The organism is Sphingobacterium sp. UBA6317, from assembly GCF_002440385.1.
Classification (GTDB): domain Bacteria; phylum Bacteroidota; class Bacteroidia; order Sphingobacteriales; family Sphingobacteriaceae; genus Sphingobacterium; species Sphingobacterium multivorum.
Window position 1 is genome coordinate 47607 of sequence record NZ_DJTD01000068.1, and the last position, 23508, is coordinate 71114.

Below are 23508 nucleotides of genomic sequence, written 5' to 3' on the forward strand. Positions count from 1 at the left end.
ATTATTAAATTTCTGTGTGCCAATATAGGCAATTCATGAATTTATATTAAAAAAAATGCGGCACAAAATCATGAAAGTTTTGTGCCGCATATCTGATATGTTATGCGGAAGAATTACTTCTTCAAGTTTTCGATCAGTAGACCGGCCAATTCTTCGCCGATTCTTTCTTGAGCTTCATTAGTTGCCGCTCCAATATGTGGCGTCAATGAAATTTTCGGATGTTTCAAAATCTCCTCACGTGGAGTAGGTTCGTTGTCGAATACATCTAAACCAGCAAATGCTACCTTGCCCGAATCCAATGCTTTCACCAATTCCAACTCATCAATAACGCCACCTCTAGAAGCATTGACTAAGCCTACACCATCTTTCAATAATGGGAACTCTGCAGCTCCAATCGCTGGTTTATCCAAAAATGGAACGTGTAAAGAGATAAAATCTGAAACTTTCAATAGCTCGTCCATCTCCACTTGTTGAATAGGCACGTCAACCTGGATACCACCTGAAAGTGTTATGGTCAACGCTTTTGGTCCTTCGAACAAATCCGTATAAACCACATCCATCCCTAGACCAATGGCGATTTTGGCAACTTCACGACCGATACGGCCAAATCCAACGATACCGATCGTCTTACCACGAAGCTCCGTACCGGCACCATAAGCTTTTTTAAGGGCGCCAAATTTTGTGTTGCCCTCAACTGGCATTTTTCTGTTGGCATCGTATAAGAAGCGGACACCATTCAATAGGTGAGCAAACACCAGCTCAGCAACGGATAGCGAAGATGCCGCCGGGGTATTGACAACAGCGATGCCTTTTGAACGGGCATATTCTACGTCAATATTATCCATGCCTACTCCACCACGGCCGATAACTTTCAAATTAGGGCAGCCATCAATCAGGGCCTGACGCACTTTAGTTGCGCTACGTACCGTGATTGCGTCATAAGCAAGAAGCTTTTCTGGAAGCTCTTCTTGTGGAATATGTGTTGTATCTACACTATGACCGGCATCTTCCAGCATTTTTTTTCCTAGTGGATCGATACCGTCATTCGCTAATATTTTCATCTTTATAATTCGTTTTTAAAGGTAGCAGTACCATTCAACTCATTGGAAGATCCAATCCCGTGAATACGATACGACCTTTATAATTCGTAATCTAACTAATTATTTATTCGTCAACTGTTAAATTTCAGCAACATGCATGCAGCCTTAGGCTGTATGCGTGTCCTCAAATTCTTTCATGGCATCAATCAACGCATTTACGCTGCTCAATGGTAAAGCATTGTAGATTGAAGCTCTAAATCCACCGACAGAACGGTGACCTTTGATGCCAATCAAATTACGTTCTTTCGCCAAAGCCAAAAATTCAGCTTCCAACTCTGGTGTATCCATCACAAAAGTAACATTCATGCGTGAACGGTCTTCTACAGCAGCAGTACCTTTGAATAATGGGTTGCGATCGATTTCATCGTATAAAGCACGTGCTTTGATGATATTCTCTTGTTCCAATACCGAAACACCGCCTTTTGCTTTTAACCAACGAAGGTTTAACATCGAAACAAAAATCGAATATACCGGTGGTGTATTGTACATTGAACCACCGTTAATATGCAATTGATAATCCAACATCGATGGAAGAATACGTCCTGATTTACCTAAGATATCATCTTTAACAATCACGAGTGTAACACCTGCAGGTCCCATATTTTTTTGAGCACCAGCATAAATCAAATCATAGTCAGCAACGTTGATCTCACGTGAAAAAATATCAGAAGACATGTCAACCACCACTGGCAATGCGGTTTCGGGTTTATCAAAAACCTCCGTACCGTAAATGGTATTGTTGGCTGTATAATGAAAATATGCCGCATCTGTTGGGATGGCATATCCCTTAGGGATATAGGAATAATTTTTATCAATCGACGAAGCTACAACATCTACCGTACCGAATTTTTTAGCTTCTTTTAATGCTTTTGTAGCCCATACACCCGTATCCAAATAAGCAGCCTTACCGCCTTCAGTTAAAAGATTCAACGGCACCATTGCAAATTGCAAACTTGCCCCTCCTTGAAGGAAAAGAATCGAATATCCCTGAGGTACTGCCAATAACTCGCGTACTAATTGTGTGGCTTCATCTATCACTGCTTCAAACTCTTTGGAACGGTGAGAGATCTCTAAAATTGATAAACCGGTGTTGTTAAAATCAATTACAGCTTCTGAGGCTTGTTGAAATACTTCCTTTGGCAGAATACATGGACCTGCTCCAAAATTATGTTTCATTGATGTTATAGTTTGTTTGATTGCTATTTTTTAACCCTAGCTAAGCAATCCGTTGTTTAAAAACCAAAGGTAAAATAAAATTATATATTTTTCAACTAATCTGTTTTTTTATTGAAAATTTATAAAATTCTAAATGATTTCAATAAAAAGATCGCACAACAAACAGCTAATTCAATACAAAAAACATCAAATAAGCAACACTTTCCATGCCATATCTACCTGATTATCTTGCAAATACTCCTTAGCCTTGAGCTGAAGATGGGTATTACGAGAAGATTGATCACCAATAAAGGCATTTAGCAATTCGTAAATTTCAGGGAGACTCGTTATATCATCTACCTCCTGTGGCGTGGGTAAACGGTCGACCTGAGCCAACTTCATTTTTTCGTTCTCCGTAAAAACGGTCGATTCCTTTATAAAAAGTGGCAGCTGATTGTAATCCATAAAAAAGCAGAAATTTTATTCAAATTTCTGCTTAATATCTCAGAAAATAAAATTCTTATATTTTTTCAATAATTCGATCTGCAAATTCGCTTGTTTTGACCAAGGTCGCATCATCCATCAAATTGTAAAAATCCACCGTCACCGTTTTAGCCAATATCGTTTCTCCTAAGGCCTTAACAATTGCCGCCGCCGCTTCGGTCCAGCCGAGGTATTCGAATAGCATAACACCGCTTAAAATAACCGACGAAGGATTCATGGTATTGGTATTTGCAAAGCGAGGTGCAGTACCATGGGTGGCTTCAAAGACAGCATGCCCGGTTTTAAAATTGATATTAGCGCCCGGTGCGATCCCTATACCGCCAACCATTGCTGCCAGCGCATCAGAAATATAATCACCGTTCAGATTCAACGTTGCTACAACAGAAAAATCCCGTGGATTCAGCAGGATCTGCTGTAAAAAGTTGTCGGCAATCATGTCTTTAATCAAAATTTTACCGGAATCTAAGGCCACTTTTTGTTCTTGATTGGCAACCTCCACACCCTTTTCTTCTTTCGTTCGCTCCCACTGTCCCCACGTATAGGTTTTGTCGGCAAATTCCGTTTCAGCAACCTCATAACCCCAAATCTTAAAAGCCCCCTCCGTAAATTTCATGATATTTCCTTTGTGAACAATCGTCACGGAAGGCAAGTTGTGATCAATAGCATGTTCTATCGCTGCACGGACTAATCTTTTGGATCCCTCTTCAGAAACCAGTTTGACACCGACGCCTGTCGTGGCCGAAAAATTGTAATCAATATCAAGCTCATCATGCAAGAAATCCTGGAATCTGTTGGCTTCAGCTGTTCCTGCCTGAAACTCTATTCCAGCATAAATATCTTCGGTATTTTCGCGAAAAATCACCATATCCACATACTCGGGATGTTTGACTGGCGAAGGTACACCCTCAAACCATTTTGTCGGGCGTTGACATACATAGAGATCCAAATCCTTACGCAACGCAACATTCAACGAACGGATTCCCCCGCCTACTGGCGTGGTGAGCGGCCCTTTGATTCCAACCAGGTACTCTTTTAATACATTCAACGTATCTTTTGGTAGCCATTCGCCTGTTTCGTTGAAAGCTTTCTCACCTGCCAACACCTCCTTCCATGTTATTTTCCGTTGTCCGCCGTACGTTTTCTCCACCGCCTGATCAAAAACACGCACTGCCGCATGCCAGAGGTCAGGACCAATGCCGTCGCCGATAATAAAAGGAATTGTTGGAAAATCTGGAACCTGTAAAGTTCCTTCACTTGACATTGTAATCTTATTTGACATAACCTTCAATTTTAACGGACAATAACTATCCCTTATTAAACATATTTCCGATTTCTTTGCTAATTTTTCTAAAGATTGGTGCAGCTTCAACATCTTCATATTCGTCGATGTGCGCATTTTCCACTCTACTAGGAAACACTAAAACAAGATTTTCGTTTGCATAAATACGATCTAATTTCTTTGCTACTCCATCCAGCGAATCCCGATAGGAAACTTCTCCATTTCTAGCCGACACAAAAATAAACATCGCATCCTCCTCCTTAAATGCTTTAAGGCCCTGTAAATTGTCCCAGTTGTCGTAATGTTTGAATGTGACAGGAACAGAATTTTTCAATTCGACGAGATGTTCTTCAATGGCAGCGGCAGAACGTGTATCAACCACAAAAGTGATAGACAGGGATAATTCCTGGGCAAACTTAACTACCTTCTCCAGCCAGTATTCGAAACCAAATTCCGCCTCGCACATCGGTGGTGCAAAAACGACAATCGACTTATTCGAAATAAAAGGTTTTTTAAAATGACATAACATCACATTAGCCGAGGTTCTATTTAAAATACTTTCCGTTTTCTCCCCGACAAACTTATCCATAAAATTGGCCGCACTTGGCCAGCCCAAAACAATACAATTGGCAGAAACCTCTTTTGCCGAACGTGCAACCCCGCTGGCAATGTTTAAATCTATTGTAGCACTTATATTCACATTTGTTTCACTACCCGAAGCATACCTGACCATATTGTCCAGGTTCTTCCGTGCTTTGGACATGTTTAATTGTGCCTGTTCATTATCTTTCACAACGGACACAATATTGACAGGATAGGAACATTTCTTGCTTTTAATATAGGTTGAAAAATCCAGAATCGGCTCCATATTATCCATATTAGCGATAGAAATCAAGATGTTTTCATCTTTTTCCTTTACCACATCGGTATGTTCTTCGTCCTGTTCGCCATCCATAACCACTTTACGTGAGGCATTTCCCGTCACCACCGTGGCGACAATGCAGGTCACCAAAATCAGCAGAATCGTACCATTGAGCACATTCTCATCGATAATGCCGTTCTTATGTCCAACCATAATAACGGCCAGTGTTGCCGCAGCATGTGCACTACTTAAACCAAATATTAGGTTACGTTGACCACGGCTGTATTTAAAAACAATCTGTGTCAGCCAGGCGGCCACATATTTTCCGACGATAGCCACAACGGTCAGTGTTCCGGCAATAATAAGGGCCTGCGGCCCTTTCAAGATCACGCTGACATCGACAATCATGCCCACAGATATCAAGAAGAAAGGAATAAAAATCGCATTACCGATAAACTCGATCCGATTCATCAAAGCCGAAGAATGTGGAATCAGTTTATTGAGGGCCAGACCGGCAACGAAAGCCCCAATAATCGGCTCAAGGCCGGCAATTTCTGCCAAAAATGCCGCAAAAAACACAACCGAGAGAACGAAGATATAATTGGACGTCTTCTCACTCCCCAAGCGCTCAAAAAACCATTTCGCGATCCTCGGAATAACACCAAACATGATAAACAGAAAGATAGCAAAGGAAATCGTCAGGGTAATCCAAAATTCATTACCTATATTTCCCTGAGAAACGCCAGTAATTACAGCAAGAATAATCAGCACGGCCGTATCGGTCAGGATTGTTCCACCGATCGTAATCGCAACAGCCTCCATTTTTGAAATACCATAGCTATTGACGATGGGATAAGAAACCAGCGTATGGGTAGCAAACATGCTTGATATCAACAAACTCGGCAAAACACCGTAACCCAATAAAAAGTGACAAACGGGATAGCCAATACTGATCGGCACGATGAATGTCAAGAAGCCAAAGAGCAAGCTCTTATTTTTTGTCTTTTTAAATTCATTCATGTCCAACTCGAGCCCGGCAATAAACATGATATAGAGCAGGCCTATTGTTGAAAAAAGCGTTATGGCCGAGTTTTTTTCCAGCCAATTTAGTCCATGCGGTCCAATAATAACGCCGGATATAATTAATCCTATAATCCCCGGAACCTTAATCGGTCGCAGTACAATCGGTGATAACAGGATAATAAAAAGTACCAGTGAAAATATAAGTACAGGATTTTGTAAAGGTGCTTCGAAGGCGTGGGAAATATGCTCAAAAGTTTTATTCATATGTGCTTGTATACTAGCCGTAAAATATAAATACTTATTTTTCTATACAGCTCGAAAAATAGTTAACAGCACTAAAAATACGATTTTTTAAAGAAAGCGAAGCCTAAAAAGAGTGTTACTTAAAAGAAATGGCTTTAATCGGACTAATTTTGGTAATTAGCATTGACGGAATAAATAAAGAGATCATTCCGATAAACACAACAGCCAAATTGACAAGAATCACATCAGACCATTGAAGTTGAACGGCCACATAGGAGATATAGTAGGTCTTCTCATCCAATTTAAAGAAATGGGTAAAATCCTGAAAAAAGTAAAAACCGAGGCCAATAAGATTACCGATTAACAATCCGAGGCCGATCAGGTACAAGGCACTGTACATGAAAACACGGCGAATTCCGGCATTGTGATACCCCAAAGCCTTTAAAATACCGATCATTGAAGTCCGCTCAAGAATGGTGATCAGCAAGGCGGAAATCATATTGATAATAGCTACCACCGTCATCAGTATAAAAATGATTTTGGTGTTCATATCCAGCAGTTCCAGCCATTGAAAAATATCGGGAACCTGATCCTTGATATTGATTGCCTGCATATCGATAGGCAACAGGTCTTCAACCTTGTTTGTTGTCCGTTCGAGCTGACTAAAATCTTTGATCCGAATCTCATAGCCCCCTACCTCATGATCATCGAGGTTGCTCAGTTTGCGGATGACATTGAGAGACCCGATCACATAGACCTTATCTAATTCTTCAGAGCCTGTATTAAAAATGCCCTTAATGACAAATTTACGTTTGCGTATAGGATCCTGCACGAAATACATAATAAAATCGTCACCGACTTTTAAGAGCAATCGATCTGCGAGATACTTAGAGACTAAAATCTGATTATCGGCATTATCCGATTTAAAGTCTATCATATTCCCTTCCACCAGCATACCTTGAAACGGCTGCTGATTATACAATGAATCGATACCCTTGAGAACCACGCCTTCCACTTCATTGTTGACATTGATGATTCCGGCCTTGGTTGCAAAGGAACTGATGGAATTGACTTGAGGAATTGCCAATATGGACTTGCGGACCTCCGGTGCAAGTGTTATGGGCGAATTTTCGTAAGACTTATTCAGGTCGTAACGTAAAACCAATACATCGGCAAAAAAACTCCGTTGCTTACTGATAATCTCTCCCTTAAATCCGCGCAATACCGCAATAGATATAATAATCGCTGCAATAGCAAGAGCAATGGCACCAATAGTCACCCGAACGATCAATTTTGAGAACGTTCTTTTTCCAGAAAATGCGATCCGATTTGCTAAAAAATAAGGAAAATTCAAGCTTTCAATATATTTATGTAACTTCGCAAAGTTATAAAAATTTGTTATTTACAAAACTGAAATGACAAATTATTAGGTGTTTTTCAGTAGGCTATTCAACGAGGAGGCCCCTGCACTGGTTTAAAGAGTTTTATAAAAATTTTCAAGTATTATGCGTATTATTTTCATGGGTACTCCCGATTTTGCTGTAGCTTCACTTGAAGCACTGATTCAGTCTGGCGAACAAGTTGTCGCTGTGGTTACTGTACCGGATAAACCTGCAGGACGCGGACAAAAAATACATGAATCTGCGGTGAAAATATTTGCTAAACAACATAACATCCCAGTTCTTCAACCCGTGAAACTTCGCGATGAAGCATTTCTGAATGACCTCAAAAGTTTTCAGGCGGACCTACAGGTTGTGGTGGCATTTCGTATGCTACCTGAGATCGTCTGGAATATGCCTAAATTTGGAACGATCAACGTCCATGCCTCACTCCTTCCACAATACCGGGGTGCAGCACCGATAAATCATGCCATCATCAATGGAGAGAAAGAATCGGGCGTAACGACATTTTTACTACAGCACGAAATCGATACGGGAAACATCTTATTGTCGAAGAAAGTTGCCATCAAAGAAACAGATAACGCCGGTGATCTTCACGATAACCTCATGGTGGCTGGAGCAGAAACGCTCCTTCAAACCATCCAGCAATTGAAGGCCGGAACCTTGCAGCCTAAACCTCAAGACGTCCTTCTCACCACGGAGCCGCTCAAACATGCACCAAAAATTTTCAAAGAAGACTGTAAAATAAACTGGGATCAGCCCACTGCGCAGGTTTATAACTTCATTCGCGGTTTAAGCCCTTATCCAGCGGCATTTACCCTCTTAAATGATAAGGTACTAAAAATCTATCGCGCAGAAAAAGAGCTTGCCCATACAGCTACAATACCGGGAACCGTAGAAACTGACAAGAAAAGTTTCTTAAAAATTGCGACACAAGACGGCTATATTGTCATTTCTGACCTTCAACTCGAAGGCAAAAAAAGAATGAATGTAGTCGATTTTTTAAAAGGCTATCGATTTTAACCTTTTTCATCACCACCATCATAATATTGCAGCAGATCACCAGGCTGGCAGTCTAGCGCTTTGCATATCGCTTCAAGAGTATCTAATCGCAATGCCTTCGCCTTTTGATTCTTGATGATTGAAAGATTGGAAAGGGTAATTCCGACGTTGTCACTCAATTGGTTAAGCGACATCTTTTTCTCTTTCATTATTTTATCCAAGTGAATTAAGATTGGCATAATATAATTTTTATTCTTTTAAATTTATTTAATGTCACTAATAAAACAAAAGATCCATCTTTTTGTTTTATCATAAAATTATCATTTTAAAATAAATTTGAGGAATGCATGGTGCATAATAAATCAGCTGCCGACGAGTTAAATTGTTTAGAACAATAAAAAAAATTAAACCTTTTAGCTCTTTAAATATCAAACAGTTGAATATTACAGCAACAGATAAGAGGAAAAAAAATATTAAAATGGAATAGTTTTTGATGATTAAAAATTGAAACTCAAAAAAGCCTAACTCATTAAATATGAGTGGCTAGATAATCAATTTTCCATTAATAATTCAAAAATTTTTCGTATTTTCGCAAACATTTCTTAGAGAGGAGAATTAATAAAAATTAATGAGACAGCTCAAAATTACACAATCTATCACCAATCGTGAGTCACAGTCTTTGGACAAATACTTACACGAAATTGGTAAAGTAGACTTAATTACAGCAGAAGAAGAAGTAGAATTAGCACAGCGTATCCGCGAAGGCGATCAAGTTGCCTTGGAAAAATTGACTAAAACCAACCTTCGTTTCGTAGTATCAGTAGCAAAACAATATCAAAATCAAGGTTTAACCTTAGGTGATTTAATCAATGAAGGTAACCTGGGCTTAATTAAAGCGGCTAAACGTTTTGACGAAACAAAGGGGTTTAAATTCATTTCTTATGCCGTTTGGTGGATTCGCCAATCTATTCTTCAAGCAATTGCTGAACAATCGCGTATCGTACGTCTGCCATTGAATCAAGTTGGTTCATTGAGCAAAATCAGTAAGGCTTTCTCAAAACTAGAACAAGAATACGAACGGGAACCATCTCCAGAAGAATTGGCGGATATCCTTGAAACTACAGTAGACAAGGTTTCGGATACGCTAAGCAACTCTGGCCGTCACGTATCTATGGACGCTCCCTTTGTTCAAGGTGAAGAAAACACACTTTTGGACGTTTTGGAGAACCATGATCCAGACACAGACAGTTCTTTGATTGATGAATCTCTGTCAGAAGAAATCAAACGATCATTGGCAACATTAACAGAAAGAGAACGTGAAATTATCGTGCTTTTCTTTGGCTTAGGTTCCAATCACCAATTGTCGTTAGAGGAAATCGGAGAAAAATTCAATTTAACACGTGAGCGCGTTCGTCAGATCAAAGATAAAGCTCTTCAACGTTTGAGACACACTTCAAGAAGCAAAATCTTAAAATCCTATTTGGGTTAACAAGAGATACTTATTAGACATTTTGGCAATCCCAATCAGAAATGGTTGGGATTTTTTGTTCCTAATTTTTTGGCCAATAAAAAAGGGTTGCCTACTACGCAGGCAACCCTTCTGTTTTCCAGGACTCCTGTTATTTAGAATCCGGCATCAAAATAAATTCAAAAAGTCGATCTCTTTTCAAATATTTTCCGGCAACATCCTGCACCGACTTCGAAGTTACCTTCTTCATATTGTCTATTCTACGTGTATATCGTGCAAGATCAAGATCATTCTGATAAGAACTTGATATATAATTCAGCCAATAACCATTTTCACGAAGATTTAACTCATTTTGTCGCTGCTGTTCTGCTAGGAACTTTTCGATATCTCCATTTTCAGGGCCTTTTTCCTGAATCTTTTTTACTTCATCCAAGGCCGAAGTGATTAAAGCATCAGCCTTATCTACTGCCGAACCAAAACCAATGGAGAAAGCATAACGTGCTTTTGGCAGCTTACTGAAGCTCGCCCGAGCGCCCACGCCGTAAACTCCACCTTCTTTTTCACGGAGTCTTTCCAACAATTTGATCGTCAACACACTCTCCAAGGCTTCCATATTCACATTTTCAATTTCATTATAGGTATAGTCCCCATAGTAGGCCAATTGCGTACTTGCCTTCTCCTCTTTGCCTTTATGAACAACTACGCGCTCGCCCTTGCTCGGCTCCAGAATATTTAAATCCTTGTAGCTTTCTCCTCTTTTAAGGGCCGGCAATGAAGCCAGGTAGGTTTCTAAATAAGGCTTGATCTGATTCTCGTCAAATGACCCCACAATTGTAAACACAAAATCCGAAGCATCAGCAAATCGTTCTTTGTAAATTGCCAAAGCACGCTCCCGATCAATTTTATTGATCGTTTCTACCGTTGGGTTTTGCCGGCGGACATTGTTGCCATAAAGCACTTCTTTCACTTTATCCGAGAATACATTATTTGGATTGCTCAACCTATTTTCCAAAGATCCTTTTGCCCGGGTCATGGTACTCTGGAAAATATCCTGATCCAATCGAGGCTCGGTAAAATAACCATAAATCAATTCAAAAGCATTCTTCAAGCCTTCTTTATCTGTACTACCTGAAATACCTTCGTAACGTTCGGAGATATACGGAGAGATGGAGACATCTTTTCCTGAAAGATACTTCGTAAGCTCAACGTTGTTCATTTGTCCAACGCCGCTTGCATCAATTAAAGAAGACGCATTGGAGGCTGAGAAGTAGTCTGCATCACTATAGCCTGATGTTCCACCCGGACTATACGCCATAATCTGTATCTCATCATTTTTAAAGTCCGTAGGCTTTAATATTACTTTCACACCATTGCTTAAGATCAATTCTTTCGCTTGAACGGCGTCAATACTTTTTGACGATACAACAGTGCCTTTTACGGGCTCTTTTGAAAGCAAGGGAAGATTGGAAACTTTATCTTCATATGCTGTCACGGGACTCTCTTCCACTGCCTTTACCCAGCCCATCACGGTAGACTCAGCGGGTAAGTTGGCCTTATCCTTTTCTGGCCCCATAACTAAAACATCGCGGTTCAGATCGGTATAATATTTTTTCACCAAACCATTCACTTCCGACAGTTTCAAGGTTGGTAACAGCTGTTTTGTCAAACGATAAGCGTTTTCATTACTTAAAGCCGGTTCATCATCAATAAAATAATTGAGATAACGGTTTACATAGCTATCCGACTTCTTTTTATCACGCTCGATAAATGACATCTCGTTACCCTTTTTCATATCGGCGATGGCACGATCCAACTCCGTCTGTGTAAAACCGTATTTTTGAATGCGCTCAAATTCGGTTAACATCGCTTTAAATCCGGATTCCAACTCGCCTGGTTTAGGCACTACCAACAATGAAAAAGTATTAAGGTTAGCAACAAAATCGCTGATACTTCCACCTGCCTGCATAAAAGGAGGGTTCGGTTGTTGCATCAATTCAGAAAAACGCCCCGCGATCATCTGATTGAACACATTCTTCAACAGCTCGTTTCTGTAATCTCCTACCGTGGAAACCTTTTCTTTTTCGCTTTTGATCAAAATCTGTGCAACAGTGTAGGGCAGTTCCGGATCTGAAATAGCCAAGAACTGGTTCTTGTTTAACAGATCGACCCGATATTTTTTACGCTCCAACGCTTTTTTGGGCATTTTCATATCGGAAAACAATACTTTCACCCTTTCTTCCATCTCCTTGGGATCAATATCTCCAACGATGATCAGGGCCTGTAAATCCGGGCGATACCAGTCTTCATGGAATTTGCGTATTTCTGTGTAGGGAAATGTTTTCAGTATCTGTTCAGTTCCGATCGGCAAACGTTTGGAGTAAAGGGAACCATTGAGCAACATCGGAAAGTATTGATCCTGTAAACGCTGCTGTACTCCTCTTCCACCTCGTTTTTCTTCGAGAATAACACCCCGTTCTTTATCAATTTCTTCGCCATCCAACAAAGCGTCCTGAGCCCAATCGCGCATTACCTGCAAACCATTTTTTAAAAGTTCAGGATCGTCAGAAGGAATGGGCAGCTGATAAACGGTCTGGTCAAAGCTGGTATAGGCATTGAGGTCCGATCCAAATCGAACCCCCGCTTTCTGCAGGTAGTTAACCAATTCATTCTTTGGAAAGTGCTTCAGGCCATTGAAGTTCATATGTTCTAAAAAATGGGCCAAACCAAGCTGTTTTTCATTTTCTAGAATAGAGCCGGCCTTCATACCCAAATACATGGTAACACGGCCTTTAGGCTCGCTATTTTTACGAATAAAGTATGTAAATCCATTTTTCAGTTTCCCTGTGATGACTTCATTGTCGAAGGGTAATTTTTGATTCAGCGCCAAACTATCTTGGGATAGAATCGTGCGCGCTTCCGCAGTTAATGTGGTTGGCATTTTTGCTTCTGCTATATAGAACGTAGCCGGTAATAGAAAAGCTAATGCGAGTGGTTTAATGAATTTCATACAAAAAATGTCTTTTTTCAGTTATTTTTGCTAATTGTTTTATATTAGGGTAAACGGAACAGGAGATCAATTGTCCCGATAAATCGTAAAATACAGATTAATACTTTTTTCATTATCCAAGGAGGAATCGGGACCCGCTATAAGGGAACGTCTCTTTGTATCACTTATAATCTGTAAAAATTCCACTTAAAAATACAGAATAACTTTCGAAAAGAACAACAGTTAATTGTAATTTTGTTGCAAATGGATTTTGAAAACTGGACTGATATAAAAAAAGAATTCGAACAATTCTTAAAGTTCGAAAGAGGCTTAAGCGTTAATTCAATTGATGCTTACTTAAATGACGTATCCAAATTTCAGATCTACTGCGAAGACAATCATTTGGTTTTAAATACTGTAACGAGAAAAAATATACAGGAGTTTTTGGCTTGGTTGCAGGAGTTTAATATTTCACCCTTCACACAATCCAGGCTGATCTCTGGCCTGAAGACTTTCTTTAGCTTTTTGATGATCGAGCATGAATTCGTCCACAATCCGACAGATCTTCTTCAGGCGCCACGCTTGGCACGCAAGCTGCCCAGCGTTTTGAGCATACATGAGATCGATCAATTGATCGCGGCAATCGATCTTTCTTCACCCGAGGGTGAGCGCAATAAAACGATCATCGAAATCTTATACGGATGCGGTCTCCGTGTTTCCGAACTTGTCACACTCAAGATATCGAACCTTTTTTTAGATGTTGAATTTATCAAAGTTGAGGGCAAGGGAAGCAAAGAACGCCTCATTCCAATTGGTCAACACGCCATTAAACACCTCCGTATCTACTTAGAAACGATCAGACCTCATATCAAGATTAAGGCCGGAAATGAAGATATTGTATTCCTCAACAGAAGAGGCGCCGCATTATCCCGGGTAATGATATTCCTGATCATCAAAGAACTTGCCTTAAAAATCGGTTTACAAAAAACCATCAGCCCACATACCTTTAGGCATAGTTTTGCATCACATTTAGTGGAAGGCGGGGCAGATCTAAGAGCTGTACAAGATATGCTCGGTCATGAAAGCATTACCACGACCGAAATATACACACACATCGATAGGGACTACCTTCATTCCGTTATTACGCAATATCATCCACGGTCGTGATGAATGTCCGATCACCTTTTGCCAGCTCGGCCATCCAAATGAACTATACTGCTTTATTCAGGGGCAATCGTGCTAGCCTCCTCTCATTCCACATTGCCCGCCCGATGCTAAGCATATATGGAAACTATTATAGCATTGACGTAAAAAAATAGAGAATTGACAAAAGCTAAACGCTAAAATACTGACGATAAGATGCCTTAAAAATTGATTGCTAAAAGATATAATTTTATCACAAAGATTGTTTGTAAGATCTAGAAAATAGTATATCTTTGCCAGACGTTCCCGTAGTTCAATGGATAGAATTTCAGATTCCGGTTCTGACGATGTGGGTTCGACCCCCGCCGGGAACACATCCTATTTAACAACAAAGACTATCCTAGGATAGTCTTTGTTGTTTAGAAGCTCTTTTGCAATAACTTGTGTTGCGAAGCCGTAAAAATATTCCGGAAGATGATATTGATTTCATGGTCAATGGCGGCCCCCGAAATTCCGGTGTGTGGATAGAGTCTTATCGTATTTGTTAAGATAGATTCCACAAAATCTCTACTTTGTATCCCTATCTGTTCATAAATCGCTGCATTATCATTTCCATCGTGAAGATTTTCCCAAGAAAGAGCGGCCAAATTCATGATTGCTTCCCTCCGATTAACATAATCTTGCTGAAATTCATCGAGTACCCTAAACGCTTCTTTACTTTCAGTCTTCTCCCATTTGGATTGATTGCTTTTTAACACAAATAGTTTTTCGATTAAATCCAAAAAGCGCTTATACATTCCCGTAAAGTTGGCCAGTAAAGTCAATTCCGCAAAAGGCATAAAGGGATATTGATACAACAGCTCGCGACGTGTACTTTTTGCCGCATCAATCTCAAAAGACTGCCTGCTATCAACGAGAACGTCTTCCAGCGAAAAAGAATGCGAAGCTGTAGCTTCCAATCCAAATGTATCCCAGTCATAGTGAATCAGTACATGATCCCGATCGACAAAAAATGATTTTATCAGCGGTTCACCTTTTTCGTCCAAAACGGGTTTTCCCGCCTCCTGAATTGCGGCATTTAATGTGAAGTGCGTTAAATGTGGCGCTCCGGTAGCATACCTCCAGAAACCACGGAGTCGATAGTGGTCCCCTTCACGCGTAGCAGTACCAGATGCCTGTCCACTACCTCCGAAACAAACCCGATCCGTTTCGAAAATTTGATTTCCTATAAGGGGATCAATAAAACCGACAAACAGATTTGCTCCTGAACATAAGGTTACTGTCCAGGCTAATCCCCCATCCCAATAAGCCAGATCAGCCAATAAACTGAGTCCTTCAGGTACACTTAACCCCAATCCACCTAATGCACGGGGAACCCAAATCTTAAACCACTTCCGACGGTAAATCAGCTGCAATTGTCCATCTGACAACGTTTTCTGCTGAATTCCTTTTGCCTGATTATCTTTCAGTATAGCGATATCTTCGCTATTGAATTGCATATCTTTCTTCACGTATTATTCTCCTCCAATTAAAATACCCACTAAATGCCATAACAAATAAAAATAACGTCAAGCCCGAATAAAGAAACAGCCCTTTATGGATCAGTAAAGGAATTGCCATCAGATTACTGATATTCAACAATATCCAGTTTTCTATCTTCCGCTTTGCCAATAACCACATCCCTGCCCAAGCTGTACAGGAAACTGCAGAATCCCAAAGCGGTACATCAGAATCTGTTAAGTGTACCAATCCGAAATAAAACAACAGAAAACCGACAGCACATATGCCACCTACTATCCACCATTCTTTCGGCTCACAGTGTGTTATGGGCGTAGCTACATCACGACTATATTTCCAATAGATCCAGCCATAGATGCTCATGATCAAGTAATAGAGATGTAGCAATATTTCGGCATATAGTTTCGCATGGAATAATACGTATACAGAAATTAAGATACCAATAATCCCAAAAATGTAATTGATCGATTTATTTTGCCGGGAAAACCAAACTTGTAAAACACCAAAAGATACCCCCAACCATTCCGCAATGGTGGCCTGTTGAATCTGTTTTACAAAAGCTTCGAAAATTGTTTCAGAAGTCATCGCCTTGTTTATTATATCGTGTCATTCATAATAAACCTATGGGAGAGAAACGGCTATTTTTTATTGAAATTAAATCCCTACGCCAGCATTACCTGGATCAGGTATATAAAAGCGATTGTACAAGGAGGTACAATCGCTTTTATTGGGTATAATCTCAGCCGAGAATGACCATGGTCATTCCAAGCACCCCATAAGTATATTTTCGGTCGAATTGATTATTCTATATCAATCAATTTCAACGCTTTGTGCGTACGCGTACGCGTTTCTTTACAAAGTTGCGCATCATCGTTCAATGATTTCCCGTGTGAAGGGATCATTTCACGTAGTTTTTTACGGTATTCATCTGATTTGGCACGTTCAGGGAAACATCTCTTCAACAGGCTGATCATAATAGCCACTGACGTCGAAGCTCCAGGAGAAGCTCCTAATAGCGCAGCAATAGAACCATCGGCACTAGAAACGACCTCTGTACCAAATTCTAAAATTCCACCTTTCTTTTCATCTTTCTTGATGACCTGAACACGTTGTCCTGCTTTCTCGATAACCCAATCCTCCAATTTAGCTGTAGGCATAAATTGTTTTAAAGACTCCAGTTTATCTTTTGGTGACTTCATGACTTCAGTAATAAGATACTTCGTCAACGGTAAGTTGTCAAGTCCGGCTGATAACATCGGACGGATATTGGACAATTTGATAGAAGCCGGTAAATCGAAGTAAGACCCCTGTTTCAAGAATTTAGTTGAGAAACCTGCATATGGTCCAAACAATAACGCTTGCTTGCCATCAATATAACGTGTATCTAAGTGCGGTACAGACATTGGCGGCGCACCGACAGAAGCTTTACCATACACCTTCGCATGGTGTGTATTAATGATCTCTTCATTCACACAACGCAGCCATTGGCCTCCCACCGGGAATCCGCCATAGCCTTTCGCTTCGGGTATTCCAGATTTTTCCAACAATAACAACGAGTGCCCACCGGCTCCAATAAATACAAATTTTGCCTTGATTTCTCTCTTTGTTCCTGTCTTTAAATCTTTGACTTCCACTTCCCAGCGACCGTCATCTTCACGTTCGATGTCAATTACTTCGTGGTTTAAGGAAATCGAAATATTTTCTTTATTTTCAAGATTAGCGATCAAATCACGTGTCAACGACCCAAAATTTACATCAGTGCCCAGATCCATTTTTGTCGCAGCGATTTTTTCGTCTGCCGCACGTCCTTCCATCATCAATGGAATCCACGATTTCAACAATGCTGTATCTTCGGTATATTCCATCCCTTTGAACAAGTTTTGGGTCGTTAGTGTTTCCCATCTTGTCTTTAGAAATTTAGCGTCTTTTTCACCAAAAACCGCACTCATGTGTGGAATACTACGGATAAAATTTTCAGGTTGGGCAATAATGCCTTTATCAACGAGGTAGGACCAAAATTGCTTAGAGACTTCAAATTGCTCGGCAATTTTCACTGCTTTATCAATCTTGACAGAACCATCTTTCTGTTCGGGGGTATAATTTAACTCGCATAAAGCAGAGTGACCCGTGCCAGCATTATTCCATGCGTCAGAACTTTCAGCAGCCACAACATCCAAACGCTCAAGAATTTCAATATTAACGTCTGGGCTTAATTCATTGATTAGAGTACCCAAAGTAGCACTCATAATACCGGCGCCGATCAGAACAACGTCAACTTCTTTATTTGATTTTTTGCTCATGTTTTTGTGATTGATGCAAATTTAATATAGTTTTTGGTAAACGTCCAAGTCTTTTGTCAAAAAACTGTACTTTTTAGAACCACTTATTCAAAAATACCATTGATTTATTAAAATAATCCTAAGTGAGCAATCGCTTACCGTAAAATTCTAAAAATGTTACCTTAAAACACTCCCCCACTCCAAGATAAACACCGGGTCAGCACACAATGTTTTTCTATTTTAAACCGTTATTTATCGAAAGATTTTGTGTTATAATATAGTTTTAACATTTTTGCAGAACGTCGATAGGCAATAGTGTACACGATGGCTAAAAAATAAGATCATTTATTCGCTCATACTATAGCATCGAGAAAAACACAAACACTGTGGCATTACCAAGATAAACCTAATGGAAGCGAGTTCATGTATCGTGTTGAATTCCAAGATCAGACGGGCTGTGAGCGAAAGAAAGCACGAGGAAAATGGTCATAAATGCCATAGTGTAATTAATTGAAGAACAAATAACTTATACAGATGAAAATACTTGAAGGAAAAATTGCTTTAGTAACAGGAGCATCAAAAGGAATCGGAAGGAAAATTGCAGAAGTGTTTGCACAACATGGTGCTAACGTCGCTTTTACGTATCTTTCTTCTGTCGAAAAAGGACAGGCGTTGGAGCAGGAGCTTCAGGCTTTTGGCACCAAAGTGATTGGTTATCGCTCTGACGCTTCAAAATTTGAAGAAGCAGAACAATTGATCAATGCGATCGTCGCTGATTTTGGCGGATTAGATATTGTTGTAAATAATGCTGGTATCACAAAAGACGGCCTGTTAATGCGTATGACCGAAGAGAATTGGGATGATGTACTAAATGTCAACTTAAAATCTGTCTTTAACGTTACAAAAGCTGCTTCAAAAATTATGATGAAAAACCGTAAAGGTTCATTTATCAATATGTCATCCGTTGTTGGCGTTCAAGGAAATGCTGGTCAGGCAAATTATGCTGCATCAAAAGCTGGTATCATTGGGTTCACAAAATCGGTCGCTAAAGAATTAGGTTCTCGTAATATCCGTGCAAACGTAGTTGCTCCAGGCTTTATACGTACCGAAATGACAGATGTACTGGATCCTAAAGTTGTGGCAGGATGGGAAGCTGGAATTCCATTGAAACGTGCTGGCCAACCAGAAGATGTTGCCAATGCATGTCTTTATTTAGCATCTGACTTATCGGCATACGTAACCGGACAGGTTCTTCCTGTTGATGGTGGTATGTTATAAAAAATAACAGGCTTAGGTCAAGTTTTCTTACCTTGACCTAAGCCTGTTCTCTAGTTATGTTTTACGACGATCCCGATCTATCTACCCCTCTAATCCGGTTATACTGGACAAAGACACTATACTGCTCCTTCTGTTTACAGAATTTTCTGTCTCCACATACCTGTATTATTAATAATACCAAACATCTTCAATAGGCTTCTGATAAGAAGGAATCTATAGATCGCCTCCAATATTTACAAATTTTCGTTAATTTTGTCGATCAAATTTAAATGCTATGGCGAACTGGAAGGATTTTTTTGAAATTAAAACCGAGGATGATTTTAATCAGCATTGTTTAGATACCTACCAATTCCAGAGCCAGCATTGTAAGGTTTATCGTGACTATATCAGCCTCCTCGGCAGAGAAAAAGACCTTATTCAGCACTATACGGATATTCCTTTTATGCCTATTGAATTTTTTAAGACGCAACAGGTTATTGCTGAAGGAATGGAGGCTGAAATCGTATTCTCGAGTTCGGGTACAACGGGTATGGTCACCTCAAAACATTTAGTCGCTGACCTCCGTATTTACGAACGCACTTTCCGTCGTATTTTTGAAGACTTCTATGGGCCACTGAGCCATATTGCCGTACTGGCCCTTCTACCCTCATACCTTGAAAGAAGCGGTTCATCTTTAATCTACATGATTGATGATCTCATGAAGCAAAGTGAGCAGCCTGAAAGCAATTATTTTCTCTATAACCACCAAGAGCTTTACGATACACTTGTGGCGCTCAAAAATAAAGGCACAAAAACAATCCTTTTCGGCGTAACGTACGCCCTACTCGACTTCATTGAACAATACGCCTTTGAATTTCCTGAACTGATTATTATGGAAACTGGCGGAATGAAAGGTAAGCGCAAGGAAATGGTCAAACAGGAAATCCATAAACTCCTGGAAGAAGCCTTTTCCGTCCATGGAATCCATTCGGAATATGGCATGACAGAATTACTCTCACAAGGTTATTCTTCAGGTCAGGGAATTTTCCATCTTCCCAAATGGATGAAAATCTTGATTCGCGACACCAATGATCCATTGAGCCTAATTCCCATGAATAAAACTGGTGGTATCAACGTTATCGACCTTGCGAATCGTTACTCGTGTTCATTTATAGCCACGCAGGATTTGGGTAAAGTATATCCAGATGGATCTTTTGAAATATTAGGACGTTTTGACCAAAGTGATATCAGGGGATGTAATTTGTTGGTTCAATAATGATCCAACATGATTCAGCACGGGTTTTGTGATGATCCTTTATATTCCCAAATAAATGAAAGCGTAGGTGGTGAAACACATAGGGCAATTAAATTAAAACACCTGTTCATGATGTGTGAACAGGTGTTTTTTCATTCGAAGTATGATCTTTATTTCAGACTCGGATCTTCAAAGGTGTTGCCCGATCGCATATCCCCCGAATCATATCCCTTTTTAAACCATTCCATACGTTGAGCGGACGTACCATGCGTAAATGATTCAGGAACAGCATAGCCCTGTGCCTCTGTCTGTAATTTATCATCTCCCACTGCTTCGGCAGCTTTCATACCGTCCATAATATCATTATAATCGATTTTTATATCGGTATATTCATTGAGATAATGCGCCCATACTCCAGCATAAAAATCAGCTTGCAGTTCGGTCATCACAGAGATCCGGTTATTTTCGCGTTCACTCATTTGCCCACGGGCCTGATTGGTCTTTGGTAATAAACCCACCAACTGTTGGATATGGTGTCCAACCTCATGGGCAATTACATACGCCATGGCGAACTCTCCCTTCGCCCCGAATTTATCCGACAGTTCTTTACTAAAGCTCAGATCCAGGTAAATCTTTTGATCGCCAGGACAATAAAAAGGTCCGTAAGAGGCCTGTCCCATGCCACAACCATCCGTTTGTGTACCACCATCATAAAAAACAAGGGTAGTAGGCGTATAACTCTTCTGCATCTGCTCTTTAAACAGCTTTGCCCAAACATCCTCTGTACTTTGGAGTACAGTCAAGGAGAATTCGGTTAGCCTTTTTTCTTCAGGATTCAGTTCACGTGGTTGCCCCGACTGTTCTGTCTGCGCCCCCATATTTTGGGCTTGCTGTAAGAGTTGCATCGGATCTCCACCCATCAAAAATCCAATGACCAAAACAATAATTCCACCAATTCCTCCTAAAGCAATTTTTCCACCACCCGACATTCCTCTGCGGTCTTCAAAATTACCACTTTGCTTTCCTCCTTGCCATTTCATAGTATTTCTATATTACAGTTAATAATCTTTTCTAATGTTGGATAAACACAAATTCGGTACCAATGTTCTACATGAAGTAGATTTATTTGAATAAAAAACTCATGCTACAATTTACATCATAGCTCGCTCATATCATAAATTTACCGGTAAGAAAAGATAGTCATTAGCAAAAACAATGCTTTAAAGGGACAAAAACAGGAGTTATTCCCTCAGTCGTGATATTCGTCATTGTACATCAAAACAAATTTGGCTAAGTTTGGGCTTTCAAAAAAACTGACATGAAATTAGAAGAACAATTACAAGCGAGAGCTGGCGGAAAATGTGAGCTGACAGGCGAAGATTCCACTTTAATTGCTTATACATTACCACCGGAAATAACATCAAATTTGGACAATACTTTACTGATTTCAGAAACATTGGTCAATCAGCTCAACAAAACGGAGCAATTAAATCCGGACGATTGGAAATTCCTTCCAAATGCAATGTGGTCCGAGAACCCATCGGTACAAATTGTATGTTGGCGTATGTTAAACCGACTAAAAAATGAAGGTTGGGCGTCTGAAGCATTGGATATTCTCTATTTAGACGATGAGACACTAGCTGAAGCTAAGAAAACTGGAGACCATGAAAATGACGGCTATGTTTCATTTCATGAAGATAGCATCGGGCAACGACTATTGGAGGGCGACACTGTTGTTCTGACAAAAACGCTTGATGTGAAAGGCTCCTCTTTAAAAGCGACTTTAGGTACCGTGGTTAAGAATATTCGACTTGTAGCAGACAATATCGAGCAAATTGAGGGAAAGATTGAAGGCCAAACCATCGTGATACTGACCAAATATCTCCGTAAACAAAATTAAAATAGACTTTTCGTCTAAATAATTAAGGCTTAAACTGGGGAACTCCCGTTTAAGCCTTAATTATTTAAATAGATACTAGTTGCCACTATTGCGGATAATTCCGCACAAATTCGAAACGATAGTTTGGATGTTGTTTGAGACTATCGATCAAGTCCGATAATAGCCGCTGCCCTTTTTTCGTTTGGTACATATTGTCATGAGTCAATAGCACAACATTGTTCTTTGTATAAGACGTACCTTTGCGGAGTAAATTCTTCATTTGGGTATACAATTGATTCACCGATAGGTCCGGTTTCCCCGTAACACCATTAATCTTCCACTCACAATCCCAACCAATTACTTTATAACCATTCTGGTGTAGTAGCTCGGCCGTCGAAGCCCCGCTTTTCAAATCAACCTTTTTACGGTCTCCGATATACCAGATATTTCGTCCCGGCAGCCGCACTATCTTATGTGTTAAGCCCAGCGATTGCTCAGCAAGTTCAAAATCTTCAAAGGCCGTCTGCGCATTCGAATAGAATGTACTGTACTTATTATGTGCATGCCAGTAACTGTGGTTGTAACAATCTACTAATGGATTATTTTTATAACGTTCTGTAAAGCCGTGTAACTTCTTACTCATCTTGTCATGATTACCAATCAGAAAAGCATTGATTTTAATGCCTTTTGCTGTCGCAATGGAATCAAGGTGCTGACTTCCATTTAAGGGTCCATCGTCAAAAGTGAGATAAATGTATCGTGGAGAAACAGTATCAGTCAACAATACCGTTGTATCTTTAGCTCCTTTGTAGTCCACATCTTCTTCCATTTTTGTAATGGTGTCTTTCCGTAGCGAATCTACTTTACTTATTGAATCCTGCACGGCAAGTAAACTATCCTTTTTTGGTGGCATAGAGTCAACAGCCCCCACATTTTGCACCTTATTTGTCCCACTTTGATTGCAGGAGTAAAATCCCAAAATAGATATACTTAACCCTACCCATACAACACCCGAATTAACTACTTTTCTCATTACAAAAATTAACTTACCGTCACAATTATTTCACAAATACTCAAAATCATCTAAAATAAGCTGATTTCAGTCCCGTGTTGCGCAAAATTAATATATTTTTCATCACTTGCGTCCTAAACGTT

19 protein-coding genes and 1 tRNA gene are annotated in these 23508 nt (G+C 40.0%); 7 read left to right on the plus strand and 13 right to left on the minus strand.

Annotation, left to right across the window (positions count from 1 at the left end; translation table 11 throughout):
• Positions 1-113: 113 nt before the first annotated feature.
• From B3E92_RS23330 to B3E92_RS23355, 6 genes are all read right to left on the minus strand, one after another.
• Positions 114-1061 (minus strand): D-2-hydroxyacid dehydrogenase, encoded by a 948-nt coding sequence (locus B3E92_RS23330; RefSeq protein ID WP_115048054.1) that lies wholly within the window; start codon positions 1059-1061, stop codon positions 114-116.
• A gap of 144 nt (positions 1062-1205) precedes the next feature.
• The gene (gene serC, locus B3E92_RS23335) at positions 1206-2276 is read right to left on the minus strand and encodes a 3-phosphoserine/phosphohydroxythreonine transaminase (protein ID WP_286898453.1); all 1071 of its coding nucleotides are present in this window, start codon (positions 2274-2276) and stop codon (positions 1206-1208) included.
• 186 nt (positions 2277-2462) lie between these two features.
• Positions 2463-2720 (minus strand): hypothetical protein, encoded by a 258-nt coding sequence (locus B3E92_RS23340; protein WP_070569685.1) that lies wholly within the window; start codon positions 2718-2720, stop codon positions 2463-2465.
• 55 nt (positions 2721-2775) lie between these two features.
• Positions 2776-4038, minus strand: coding sequence for an NADP-dependent isocitrate dehydrogenase (icd, locus tag B3E92_RS23345; protein ID WP_286898454.1), 1263 nt, complete (start codon positions 4036-4038; stop codon positions 2776-2778).
• Positions 4039-4063: 25 nt separating this feature from the next.
• A complete protein-coding gene (locus tag B3E92_RS23350; RefSeq protein WP_070569680.1) occupies positions 4064-6187 on the minus strand; it encodes a cation:proton antiporter in 2124 nt (707 codons plus the stop codon).
• A 115-nt stretch (positions 6188-6302) separates the two neighbouring features.
• Positions 6303-7520 carry an ABC transporter permease gene (locus tag B3E92_RS23355; RefSeq protein ID WP_070569678.1) on the minus strand — a complete coding sequence of 406 codons (1218 nt, stop codon included), beginning with the start codon at positions 7518-7520 and terminating at the stop codon, positions 6303-6305.
• 151 nt (positions 7521-7671) lie between these two features.
• Between B3E92_RS23355 and fmt the strand changes: the two genes are divergently transcribed.
• Positions 7672-8589 carry a methionyl-tRNA formyltransferase gene (fmt, locus tag B3E92_RS23360; protein WP_112374451.1) on the plus strand — a complete coding sequence of 306 codons (918 nt, stop codon included), beginning with the start codon at positions 7672-7674 and terminating at the stop codon, positions 8587-8589.
• On the opposite strand, the gene B3E92_RS23365 is transcribed toward fmt, so the two are convergent.
• The gene (locus tag B3E92_RS23365; protein WP_046675813.1) at positions 8586-8807 is read right to left on the minus strand and encodes a helix-turn-helix domain-containing protein; all 222 of its coding nucleotides are present in this window, start codon (positions 8805-8807) and stop codon (positions 8586-8588) included. The genes fmt and B3E92_RS23365 overlap by 4 nt on opposite strands.
• A 389-nt stretch (positions 8808-9196) precedes the next feature.
• Here B3E92_RS23365 and B3E92_RS23370 point away from each other — a divergent pair, with 389 nt between their 5' ends.
• Entirely contained in the window at positions 9197-10057 is an 861-nt protein-coding gene (locus B3E92_RS23370; RefSeq protein ID WP_028068906.1) for a sigma-70 family RNA polymerase sigma factor, read from the plus strand.
• A 130-nt stretch (positions 10058-10187) separates the two neighbouring features.
• Here the strand turns inward: B3E92_RS23370 and B3E92_RS23375 are convergent, their stop codons facing one another.
• The gene (locus B3E92_RS23375; protein ID WP_286898456.1) at positions 10188-13043 is read right to left on the minus strand and encodes a M16 family metallopeptidase; all 2856 of its coding nucleotides are present in this window, start codon (positions 13041-13043) and stop codon (positions 10188-10190) included.
• Between the two features lie 243 nt (positions 13044-13286).
• On the opposite strand from B3E92_RS23375, the gene xerD reads away from it, so the two are divergent.
• A complete protein-coding gene (xerD, locus tag B3E92_RS23380; protein ID WP_070569672.1) occupies positions 13287-14189 on the plus strand; it encodes a site-specific tyrosine recombinase XerD in 903 nt (300 codons plus the stop codon).
• A gap of 278 nt (positions 14190-14467) precedes the next feature.
• Positions 14468-14539: transfer RNA gene (locus B3E92_RS23385), tRNA-Arg, on the plus strand.
• Positions 14540-14584: 45 nt separating this feature from the next.
• On the opposite strand, the gene B3E92_RS23390 is transcribed toward B3E92_RS23385, so the two are convergent.
• The 3 genes from B3E92_RS23390 to B3E92_RS23400 form a co-directional block, all read right to left on the minus strand.
• Positions 14585-15664: an acyl-CoA dehydrogenase gene (locus B3E92_RS23390; protein WP_286898458.1), complete on the minus strand. Its 1080-nt coding sequence runs from the start codon at positions 15662-15664 to the stop codon at positions 14585-14587.
• On the minus strand, positions 15651-16268 hold the full coding sequence (pnuC, locus tag B3E92_RS23395; RefSeq protein WP_070569668.1) for a nicotinamide riboside transporter PnuC: 618 nt from the start codon (positions 16266-16268) through the stop codon (positions 15651-15653). The genes B3E92_RS23390 and pnuC overlap by 14 nt, the downstream gene beginning before the upstream one ends.
• Before the next feature lie 215 nt (positions 16269-16483).
• Positions 16484-17983 (minus strand): malate:quinone oxidoreductase, encoded by a 1500-nt coding sequence (locus B3E92_RS23400; protein ID WP_070569666.1) that lies wholly within the window; start codon positions 17981-17983, stop codon positions 16484-16486.
• A 513-nt stretch (positions 17984-18496) separates the two neighbouring features.
• Between B3E92_RS23400 and fabG the strand changes: the two genes are divergently transcribed.
• Complete coding sequence (gene fabG, locus B3E92_RS23405; RefSeq protein WP_046675808.1) at positions 18497-19240, plus strand: 3-oxoacyl-[acyl-carrier-protein] reductase; 744 nt, start codon at positions 18497-18499, stop codon at positions 19238-19240.
• A gap of 274 nt (positions 19241-19514) precedes the next feature.
• Positions 19515-20495 (plus strand): acyl transferase, encoded by a 981-nt coding sequence (locus tag B3E92_RS23410; protein WP_201639401.1) that lies wholly within the window; start codon positions 19515-19517, stop codon positions 20493-20495.
• 149 nt (positions 20496-20644) lie between these two features.
• On the opposite strand, the gene ypfJ is transcribed toward B3E92_RS23410, so the two are convergent.
• On the minus strand, positions 20645-21514 hold the full coding sequence (ypfJ, locus tag B3E92_RS23415) for a KPN_02809 family neutral zinc metallopeptidase (RefSeq protein WP_286754398.1): 870 nt from the start codon (positions 21512-21514) through the stop codon (positions 20645-20647).
• A gap of 278 nt (positions 21515-21792) precedes the next feature.
• Between ypfJ and B3E92_RS23420 the strand changes: the two genes are divergently transcribed.
• Entirely contained in the window at positions 21793-22374 is a 582-nt protein-coding gene (locus B3E92_RS23420) for a PhnA domain-containing protein (RefSeq protein ID WP_286754397.1), read from the plus strand.
• An 85-nt stretch (positions 22375-22459) separates the two neighbouring features.
• On the opposite strand, the gene B3E92_RS23425 is transcribed toward B3E92_RS23420, so the two are convergent.
• Positions 22460-23386: a polysaccharide deacetylase family protein gene (locus B3E92_RS23425; RefSeq protein WP_070569659.1), complete on the minus strand. Its 927-nt coding sequence runs from the start codon at positions 23384-23386 to the stop codon at positions 22460-22462.
• Positions 23387-23508 lie beyond the last annotated feature (122 nt).